At 30.5% G+C, this 8,683-nt stretch carries 5 protein-coding genes; 1 reads left to right on the top strand and 4 read right to left on the bottom strand.

Features of this window, described 5'->3' with window-relative positions:
- Nucleotides 1-275: 275 nt before the first annotated feature.
- The 4 genes from QZ824_RS09490 to QZ824_RS09475 form a co-directional block, all read right to left on the bottom strand.
- The gene (locus tag QZ824_RS09490) at nucleotides 276-1,124 is read right to left on the bottom strand and encodes a class I SAM-dependent methyltransferase (protein ID WP_291275782.1); all 849 of its coding nucleotides are present in this window, start codon (nucleotides 1,122-1,124) and stop codon (nucleotides 276-278) included.
- A 123-nt stretch (nucleotides 1,125-1,247) separates the two neighbouring features.
- Nucleotides 1,248-3,125 (bottom strand): tRNA uridine-5-carboxymethylaminomethyl(34) synthesis enzyme MnmG, encoded by a 1,878-nt coding sequence (mnmG, locus tag QZ824_RS09485; protein WP_291275781.1) that lies wholly within the window; start codon nucleotides 3,123-3,125, stop codon nucleotides 1,248-1,250.
- 78 nt (nucleotides 3,126-3,203) lie between these two features.
- Entirely contained in the window at nucleotides 3,204-3,623 is a 420-nt protein-coding gene (ybeY, locus tag QZ824_RS09480) for an rRNA maturation RNase YbeY (RefSeq protein ID WP_291275780.1), read from the bottom strand.
- Entirely contained in the window at nucleotides 3,623-6,922 is a 3,300-nt protein-coding gene (locus tag QZ824_RS09475) for a hypothetical protein (protein ID WP_291275779.1), read from the bottom strand. Before QZ824_RS09475 ends, ybeY begins: the two co-directional genes overlap by 1 nt.
- A gap of 182 nt (nucleotides 6,923-7,104) precedes the next feature.
- On the opposite strand from QZ824_RS09475, the gene gltX reads away from it, so the two are divergent.
- Nucleotides 7,105-8,607 (top strand): glutamate--tRNA ligase, encoded by a 1,503-nt coding sequence (gltX, locus tag QZ824_RS09470; protein WP_291275778.1) that lies wholly within the window; start codon nucleotides 7,105-7,107, stop codon nucleotides 8,605-8,607.
- The last annotated feature ends 76 nt before the right edge of the window (nucleotides 8,608-8,683 follow it).

The raw sequence follows: 8,683 nt of genomic DNA, 5'->3' as shown, positions 1-8,683 counted from the left end.
TTTTTTAGCTGTTTTTAAAACGATGTTAATACCATCGACGCGCAAATGGCTGGCTGCCAATATTTTACAAATCTCAATGTTAATACCCCTACTTCAAAAATGTTAACCCCCGCATTTTTTATATATAAATTATTTCTATTATATGTAAAATAAATATCAAAGTCACTTATAAAAAACAACTTCAATAGCTTGTTTTTAACAAAAGTTTGAATTTTAGTAATATATTTTGATATTTTATAGTGATAAAACAGCTAAAAACAGCTTTAAAATCGATTTTAGTTGTTTTTAATGATGTAAATGTGCGATGAAAACTCTTTTTTAAAGATTCCAGACACATTTGAGCGTAAACCAACTAAGCCTCCTTTAATCAAACTCATTTTTCCTGTCTTATATTTTTCTGAAAGCATACTCACATAAAAACTATCAAACCACATAGGTTTCACGTGAAACAATTTTAAATCGTGATCAGAAAAAAGTCTTTTTATACTTGATTTAGAAAAATGCCATAAATGACGGGGCACATCATAAGCAGCCCAAAAACGACCGTAGTACTGTGCATCAAAGGATTTATAATTTGGAACAGCAATAATAATTGTGCCACTTGGTTTCAGCAATCGTTTTAAATTGGCGATGTATTCTTCAAGATTCGGCACATGTTCTAATACATGCCACATGGTAATAACATCAAAACTAGCATTCGGTAACACAAAAATATCTTCGGTAAAAACAACTCCTTTATTTTCTGCTAAAATTTTAGCAGAATTATTAGGTTCATAACCTAAAGTAGTCCAACCTTGTTTGTTAGCTTCGTTTAAAAAATCACCCGTTCCAGCACCAATGTCTAATAAATTCCCTTTAGATTTATTCTCTTTCGTAACAAGTGCCACTTTACTCTTAATGGCTCTAACTTTAACAAAATGATATAATTTTTCGAAAAGAGATCGTTTACTATCAGTATGAGAAATATAATCGTCACTTTCATAATATTTCCCTAAAACATCTAAAGATGGAGTAGGCTCTGTTTTTAAAATATCATATTCTTTATTATACAACAAAGAAAAAGTTTCTTTAGAAACCGAATAATCTTTAACTATTAAAAATTGATTTTCTTCTGAAAATTGCATGTGCTTATTTTTGATTAATTACAGTATTTATAATGCTTAACATGATTGTTTCACGTGGAACTAATAATATTATTAACAATGAAAAAGTTCAACATAGGTGTAAATATGTTGAACTTTTTCATATTATCTTCCCATATAAATTAAAAGGACAGAAATATCACTAGGTGAAACGCCACTAATACGAGAAGCTTGTGCAATAGTAGTTGGCTTAATTTTATTTAATTTTTGACGTGCTTCAATTGAAATGGACTTAATTTTATCAAAATCGAAATTTGAGGGAATCATTACATCTTCTAATCGATTGACTTTATCTGCATGGTTTTTTTCCTTTTCTATATAACCCGCATACTTAACTTGAATTTCGGCTTGTTCAATAATTTCAGAATCCAAATTATGCTCTTGAATATAATTGGCCACTTTTTCAAATTTGATAAAATCTTCTAAATCTAATTGGGGACGAGAAAACACCTTATACATTTTATCTGGTTGCGACATTGGTGAAGAACCTTTTTCTACTAAAATAGGATTGGCTTCATCAGGTTTTAAACTTGTTTCTTTAAAAAACGTTAAGAAGGCATCAGATGCATCGCGTTTATATTCCATTCTACGTAAACGATCTTCTTTAGCTAAACCTATGGCAAAACCTTTTGGGGTTAAACGTAAATCTGCATTATCTTGACGTAATAGAGTTCTATATTCAGCTCTAGAGGTAAACATACGATAAGGTTCCTCTGTTCCTTTGGTAATCAAATCATCAATTAAAACACCTATATAAGCTTCATCCCTTTTTAAAATAAAAGGATCTTGCTCTTTAACTTTTAAAGCAGCATTAATACCTGCCATTAAACCTTGTGAAGCTGCTTCTTCATAACCAGTAGTACCATTAATTTGTCCAGCAAAATATAAGCCGTCAATTAATTTAGTTTCTAATGTGTGTTTCAATTGAGTAGGAGGGAAGTAATCATACTCAATTGCATAACCCGGTCTAAAGAATTTAACATTTTCAAAACCTGCAACTGAACGTAAAGCTCTAAACTGAACATCTTCAGGTAATGAAGTAGAAAAACCATTGATATAAAATTCAACTGTATTCCAGCCTTCAGGTTCAACAAATAATTGATGTCTATCTTTATCAGCAAAGCGGTTAATTTTATCTTCAATAGACGGACAATATCTTGGACCAATACTTTTTATTCTTCCATTAAACATAGGACTACGATCAAAACCTTCGCGTAATAAATCATGAACCACTTCAGAAGTATAGGACATGTAGCATGAACGTTGTTGTTTTAACGGTTGTGTCACATCTGAATACGAAAATTTAGAAGGATTGATATCACCAGGTTGCTCTGTCATTTTTGAAAAATCTAAAGAACGACCATCTACACGAGGAGGCGTTCCTGTTTTCATTCTTCCAGACTCAAAACCTAAAGCTTGCAAATCTTCTGTAATTCCAAAAGAAGCACTTTCACCAGCACGACCACCACCAAATTGTTTTTCACCAATATGAATTAAACCATTCAAAAAAGTTCCGTTTGTTAGCACAACTGTTTTACCTTTAATTTCCACACCTAAAGAAGTACGCACACCAATAATCTTATTTCCTTCAGTAATAATTCCTGAAACCATTTCTTGATAGAAATCTAAATTAGGAGTGCCTTCTAACATCAAGCGCCATTCTTCAGCAAAACGCATTCGATCACTTTGACAACGAGGAGACCACATAGCAGGCCCTTTTGACAAGTTCAACATTTTAAATTGGATAGCGGTTTTATCAGAAACAATTCCAGAATAACCGCCTAGTGCATCAATTTCTCGGACTATTTGTCCTTTCGCAATACCTCCCATAGCGGGGTTGCAAGACATTTGAGCAATGTTTTGCAAATTCATTGTAACCAAAAGGGTAGAACAACCCATATTAGCAGCGGCAGCAGCAGCTTCACAACCTGCGTGACCACCACCAACAACAATAACATCGTATAAATCTTGAAATAAACTCATTGTTCCACGTGAAACATTTATTATTAATAATAGTTGTTTTATTTTGTTCCACGTGGAACAAAATAAAAAGATGTAAAATTAACGTTCCACGTGGAACATGCTAATTTTTTCATCTTCTTTCTGACGCATTAAAAAAACATCCTCTTCAGATTTGTCTTTATACCCACAATAGTGTAAAACTCCGTGGGCTAACACACGTTTTAACTCGTCTTCAAAAGACACTTTAAATTCCTGAGCATTATCTAGAACACGTTCTATAGAAACAAAAATGTCACCAGAAATTAATGTCCCTTCTGTATAATCAAAACTAATGATATCAGTTAAAGTATCATGATTTAGATATTGTAAATTAATAGCGTGTAAATAATCATCATTACAAAAAATATAATTAATCTCACCTTCTAAAAAATTTTCAGATTCAATAATAGCGGATATCCAACTAGAATAAATACTTTCATTAGATAAAACAAAATCTGATTCGTAATTAAATGTTATCATTAGTTTTTAAAATACGATTGAACTTTTTGATTAAAATTGGGCTGCAAAGGTAAGCTTTGTCTATTTAATATTTCAACACTTTTTAAATAATTTAAAAGAGCAGGAGGTAAAGGCTTACTGGATCCAAAGTAATCTTTTGTATTACTATTTGATTCACGCTTACTGTCTTGACCTTGTTGTTTCATAGCATGCTCTAATTTTAATAACTCATGGTTGATTTGTAAAGCACGATTTAAATTATCTTGAGTAAAACCTTTATTGATTAATTGCTTTTCTAGCTCTTTCATTTTTTGTAATGCACTTTGACCGTTACCACCTAAACCTTGCTTTTCTAATTCATTTTGCAGTGTTTGTCTTAACTCCTGCTGTTGTTTAAGAATTTCTAATAATTTACCAGCATCGCCTTCACCGTCGCTACCGGAAGATCCTTGACCCGATTTTCCAGACTCATTAGGCTTATTACCTTGACCAGGTTTCTTACCATCACCAGGTTTAGGTAGACCTTCTTTCATTTTTTCACCAAGACCTTTTTGTTTTTCTATAATATCTGAAAGTTGCTGGCCAGAATCTTGACCAGGTTTTGGTTTACCTTTACCACCAGAAGAACTATTCATTGACATGTTCATATCACTTTGAACATTACTTAAAAAATCAGCTAATTTATTGGCAGAAGATAAAGTAAATTGTTGATGAGAGATGCCTTTATACATGTTAGTGGAAGGTAAAAGCTCCAAAGACTTATCTAGATTATAATGCACTTCTTCGACTTCTTTTAATACCATTTCAGATAATTTTGGCTGTCTCAGAGCTACGGCAAAAATACTGTCATCAATATGTTTAAATTGAACTTTCAATTCTTGTTGTCTTTTTAATAATGAATTAATTGAAGTTTTAGCATTCTTCACTTGTTTAAATTGATTAAGCAATTTTTCTTGATCAAAAGAAAAAGTTAAAAGATTATCTAAAATTTGTCGTAATGCTTTAGCATCTTCAGCATTGTCTTCCATTTCACCACCAGACATAGAAGATGACATATTCTTACTCATTTGCTTCATTTTAGATGAAGCAGATTTCTGATTTTTTTTGGCGGCAGATTTATTATCTTTCTGAAGATTTTCTTCAGCTTTTTGTTGCTCTTTATCAATATTCTGTTGCTCTTCCTTATCTGTTGGAATGTCCATAGGAACTTTTAATTCTTTATTATCTTTCTCTAAATCGTTTAATTCCTTTTTTAAATCGTCAAATTCCTTAGAGATTTTCTTTTGGTCATCCAATGAATTTGTTGGTTTATCGGAAAGTTGATCTTGTTTATCAGATAACTTATCTAACTTATCCGCTAATTGTTCCACTTTTTGTTCTACATAAAACCGTTTAGTTAATTCCACTAACTGTACTAATGATTTTTGCTGTGCTTTAGCTTGCTGTTTTAATTTATCTGCTTTATCAAACAATTCATCTTTTTGAAGCTTTTTTGTTAACTCTTCTAGTTCTTTTAATAATTTTTCATTCTTTGCAGCATCTTTATCAGCTTTCTCAAAACGTTCAAGTAATTCTTTTTTAAAATCTTCGTTCTTATTGTTCTTGAAATCTTCTAAATTCTCCTTTAGCTTTTCAGAGAACTCTTTCATCATATCTTGTTGCTGCTTTTGACGATTAATAAAATCTTCTATCTTTTTTTGATCTTTATAATCCAAATTCTCTTTCTGTTTATCTAATTTTTTTAGTTGATCTAACGTTTCTAATTGTTTATCTTGAATATTAAGTGCTTTTTTGAAACTATTTATATTCGCCTGCTGCTCTTGAAGAACTTTTTGATCTTTTTGTTCAGAAGTAAGTTCTTTGTGAGAAAAAACAGAAGATTTAGATGATTTTTTACCATTGATGGCATCATTATCAAAAACTTCAAAATAATAATCATAATCGATTCCAGGTCTTAGAGTAATACCGTCAGGAAAAGAATAAATAAACTGATCAACAAGTTTATTCTTAAACGGTATCAATTTTCTGAAGATGACATTAGGTTTAGTGACATCATAATAAACAACTTGAAGTGCAGAAATACCATAATCATCAGAAATTTGACCTATAATAACTTTTTGTTTTAATTTTAAACTGTCTGGAGCTAAACTAACAGAAATAGAAGGATATTGATCTTTTAAAACAGTCAATTTATATTGTAATTTTTCATAATCTAAAAGTTTATTATTAGAAATAGATATTTCATAATCTGTAGTATTAATTATAGACTTAGTATGAACAAACTGATTAGAAATAGGAGTGATAAAATATGTAAAATCCTTGTGGTCATTATATCGTACAGCTGATGTAGCTAAAGTATGAAGAATCCAACTTACTCTTGTTCCTTCAGGAATAACAGCATTACCAGTACCTTGAATCAATTCAGGAGATTTACCTAGATGAGAAGGATAAACTAATTTCATTGAAAAAGACGAAATGGTAGGAACATGAATCACTTTTAAAGTAAAATCCTTTGAAATAACGTCATTAGCAGACAAATGAAACGTAATATCTTTTTGAACATGTTGAAATGTGTAAGTAAAATATCCTGGTTGATCACTTTCTAAAAAATAAGATTCGTTATTAATGCTGATTGAAACATTTTCTGGAATAATTGAACCTACAGTTTTTACACGAAGTTGAAAAGATTGATTTTGTTCCACGTGTAATAAATTAGTTTCAATAACAAATTGAAAGGGTGCAGGCTTTTCAAAATTATGATTATATGCTATAACACGATTAAAACTATTTGAAACAATATCTGCATGACCTGATAAATAAAAGAAAAGAATAACAAGAATAGGAACTAAAGCAAAAGGAAGAAATTTTTTATTTTTTTTAAAATTAATAGCGTTAGAAAAAGGAACTGGTTGTAAGTTATCCGCTTTTTGGTCTATAGATGCTAAAACAAGTTCAGTAGGTTGATTAACAGAAGATAACTGTAAAAAATTGAGTAATTTATCTTTTACATCTGAAAAGTGATTGCCTATAATTAATGAAGCTTGTTCATAATCGATACCTTTTTGAAGTTTAAAAAGCTTAAATAATGGAATGGCAATAAACTTAAATAATAAGAAACATTCTGTAATGATAAAAGACCAAAAAAGAACACTTCTACCGCTAGTGGAAAACCAAAATACGTATTCAATTGAAAAAGTAAAAATAAAATACAAGAGACCAATGGCAATAAAAAGTAAGGCCCCTTTTATTAACTCATTGGTATAATACTTCTTGATAAAACTTTCTAATTTATCGTAAATAATGGATTTCTTTTCAGCCATTGTTAGTAAATTGTTTATAACCGATAAAAATACAATATTTTTTAGTAATAAATCAATACAAAATCGTTAATACCATAGAAGAAATTATTAATAACATTAAAAAATATAAGAACCAAAGACAATAAAGAGAGAAGTTCGTTTTATCTTTGCACTGAAATTAATTAGTTCAAAAAAAAAGAAACATGTCTAGACCCGTTAGAGTTCGATTTGCTCCAAGTCCTACTGGACCATTACACATAGGAGGTGTACGAACGGCTTTATTTAATTACTTATTTGCAAAGAAAAATAATGGTACATTTTACTTAAGAATTGAAGATACCGATCAAAATCGATTTGTTCCAGGAGCTGAAGCTTATATATTTGAAGCGCTAGAATGGTTAGGAATAGCCCCAGATGAAACAATAGGTAAAAATGAAAAATATGGTCCCTACAGACAAAGTGAACGTAAAGCAATATACAAACAATATGTTGATGAATTGATTACAAAAGGATGGGCTTATTATGCATTTGATACACCTGAAAAATTAGATGAATTAAGAAAGCAAGCCGAATCAGAAGGAAAAACATTTATTTATAACCATACGATAAGAGAACAATTAGATAATTCTTTAACGGTTTCACGTGAAAAAGTAGAAGAACGAATAGCTAATGGAGAGCATTTTGTTGTACGTTTCAAAACACCAATCAATGAAATTTTGGAATTGAAAGATATTATTCGTGGTGAAATAAAATTTGATACCAACTTATTAGACGATAAAGTACTATTCAAGTCTGATGGAATGCCAACCTATCATTTAGCAAATATAGTAGACGACCATTTAATGGAAACTTCGCATGTTATACGTGGAGAAGAATGGTTACCTAGTTTGCCTTTACACTACTTGTTATATAAAGCATTTGAATGGGAAGCTCCAGAATTTGCGCATTTACCTTTAATTTTAAAACCAATTGGTAATGGAAAATTGAGTAAAAGAGATGGCGATAAAATGGGATTCCCTGTATTTCCATTAGAATGGAAAACAGAAGAAGGAAACTCAATGGGTTATAGAGAAAATGGTTTCTTTCCTGAAGCAGTAGTGAATTTCTTAGCCCTATTAGGATGGAACGATGGAACAGAACAAGAACTATTTAGCTTAGAAGAATTAACACAAAAATTTGATTTAGGAAGAATACATAAAGCAGGAGCGAAGTTTGACCCAGAAAAAAACAAATGGTTCAACCATCAATACTTACAAAAACAATCAAATGAACGTTTAGCAGAAAGCTTTAAAGGTATATTAAATAAAAAGGGAATAACAACAACTCTTGATTTGATTAAAGTGGTTACTTTGATTAAAGAAAGAGCACATTTTGTAACAGAGTTTTGGAATTTAGCTGATTATTTCTTCATAGCTCCAACTACCTATGATGAAAAAGCAAGTAAGAATTGGAAAGAAGAAACTCCTATATTATTAACTCAAGTAAGAGATATTATAAATAACATTGAAGACTTTACTTCCTTAAACATTGAAACTTTATTAAAAGAGTGGATGACAACAAATGAAATAGGAATGGGTAAAGTAATGCAACCGTTACGATTAGCAATTGTAGGAGCTTTAAAAGGACCTCATTTATTTGATATAATTGAACTAATTGGTAAAGAAGAGACTAAAAATAGGATAGAAAAAGCAATTGCTACATTATAAAAAACAAACCCCCTGAAAGTTCAGGGGGTTTATTTTTCGTACTATTTTTAATTAAATGTAACATTCCAAATAAATA

Origin of the sequence: Flavobacterium sp. (assembly GCF_021151785.1) — a bacterium.
In the GTDB taxonomy this organism is placed as follows: Bacteria; Bacteroidota; Bacteroidia; order Flavobacteriales; family Flavobacteriaceae; genus Flavobacterium.
This window is presented reverse-complemented; position numbering and strand designations above follow the sequence as displayed.